Raw genomic sequence first — 2,145 nt, 5'->3', positions numbered from 1 at the left:
GTAGCATCGTTCATTGGGAATGCGGCGCTTGATATCGAACAACACCTTGCCTTGCGCATTGAAGCGTGACAGATTATAAGTAATCGACGGCGAGGTTAGTTTCGGATCATTGAGCGGCAAACCGGAATAAATGTCATAATTATCGGGAACGTCTTTCGCGGCGCCCCGCACGCTGGCAAAACCGCTGGTCGCGGCCGCTGCCCAGCGAAAATTCTGGCGGCGCATTTGATTGGCATACTCGGCTTGATCATGGCCCGCTTCAGCATCGTGACAGCTCAAACAATTGATTTCGAATTCGCCGGAAATTTCGCGCCGCCAAAAAAGCTCGGGCGAATCGCGCTCAGATTTTTCTCCCCAACCGCCGCCCGGCAAATGCCGGCCGAAGGTTTGCGCAAAATTCCACGGATCCAATCCCACTTGCTCCGGCTTGAACGTTCCGGGCCAATCACGCGAGGAAAGCGGAAGTTGCGTACCGGTTTTTTGATCGATGAGAATCCAGGGATGGCCGCGACGCCCGTGCGCCACGTTCGAGTCCGCGGCGTTGAAATGCCAGCCGGTGCTGACTTTCGCATAGTTGTGACATTTGCCGCAGGTAACTTTTGTGGAAAACGGCAACATTGGTTGATCGCCCGGCCGCACCACAAATCAAGCAAGTGCACCGGCACGGAACGATTGCCGTCGCTCACATCGCCGAGTTTGGGAACATCGGTGTCGTTCTGGGCAAAAGCAAGGCGCGAGGCCAGGAGGCAAAGAAAGAGCAAAGACATTCTGCAAAAATTCATAGAGGAGATTGGGCTTGAGGATGCGGCGTTCAGACCACGGCGCCGGCAACGTACGCGATCTTCCGCAAAAGGCTTTCGCGTTCGCGCCGGCCAGCGGCTTGCAGGTTGATTCATCTAAACAACAAATTCGGTCGGTTTAAACTCCAATCGCCGGCCGGCCTCAACGGCTTCATTTACTTTCAACACGGTTACGGCGGTTTCGTAACCGACATCCTGATCACAATTCAACTTGGCCTTGCCGCGAATCGCATCGAAAAAATTCTCCAAATGCGGCTTGTGATAGAGATCGTTGAATGTCACCGGTAATTCGTGGCTCGGGGGCGCAACGGTTTCACGCACGTCGAGCACCGCGCCGGTGTCCGCCTTCTTCTCTTCTTTCGGCGCTTTCAAATAACCGGACGATACCCATTTTTCCCAATCCGGGGCGGCCGGTTCGCGGTAAACCGCGCCGCGGCTGCCGGATTCTGAAATTTGCAGCGTGCCCTGATCGCCGAGAAAATTTTCAAAATATCCTTCGCTGCTGTTCGTGGTCAAGGTTTGATAATAAGCCCGCACTTTGCCTTCCATCAGCTCATATTCATAAATCACCATTACGGTGTCATACCATTCATGCGTGGCTTTGTCGTAATAATCGGTGCCGCCGCTGGCGATAACGGATTTCGGCGAGGCGCCCAGGAACCAGTTGAAAATGTCGATTTGATGCGAGCCGAGATCGACAATCGGGCCGCCGCCCAGGCCGCGATACCAGCGCCAATTGCGGAATTGATGCATGTTCTCATAACCATACTTTGCCAGCGTAGCGGGAGAAATAGCATCTTTCTTGGGCCAGCCGAGGTCGGGCTGCACCGCGCGATTCCATTGGCCGCGAATGGTGGTAATGCGGCCAAGAATTTTCGCTTCTTGCAGCAACTTTTGATAGCAATGCAGATACCGCGGATTGCTGCGGCGTTGATGGCCGATCTGCATGAGCTTGCCGGAGCGCCGCGCCGCCAACACCATGTTGCGCGCGTCTTGCAAGTTGTTGGACATTTCCTTCTCACAATAAACGTGCAAGCCGGCGTTGAGACAGGCAATGGCGTGGCGCGCATGCCAGAAATCGGGCGTACAGATCAGCACGGCATCGAGATTTTTTTCCGCAGCCAGCATCTCACGGTAATCTTCGTAACCGTTTGGCGCGTGACCATATTTCTGCAAGAGATTCACGCAGCGTTTGAGATTATACGCCGCCCAAATGTCGCACACAGCTTTAAAACGCAAATTGGGAATCTTGAGACAGGCATTGAGCAACACCTGGCCCTGCGCGCCCGCGCCGAGCAGCGCAATGTTCAAATCGTTAGAAGTGCGCGGCGTCGTTTGTCCGGTC

The 2,145-nt window shown here is 54.6% G+C and carries 2 protein-coding genes; both read right to left on the bottom strand.

Translation table 11 applies throughout. The annotated features are described in order from the left end of the window. Nucleotides 1-618 (bottom strand): hypothetical protein (locus FBQ85_30195; GenBank protein MDL1879403.1); only part of this gene is annotated, 618 nt, incomplete at its 3' end. A 278-nt stretch (nucleotides 619-896) separates the two neighbouring features. Then, on the bottom strand, nucleotides 897-2,145 hold a 1,249-nt coding region (locus tag FBQ85_30190), incomplete at its 5' end, for a Gfo/Idh/MocA family oxidoreductase (protein MDL1879402.1).

This window comes from Cytophagia bacterium CHB2, assembly GCA_030263535.1.
In the GTDB taxonomy this organism is placed as follows: Bacteria; Zhuqueibacterota; Zhuqueibacteria; order Zhuqueibacterales; family Zhuqueibacteraceae; genus Coneutiohabitans.
This window is presented reverse-complemented; position numbering and strand designations above follow the sequence as displayed.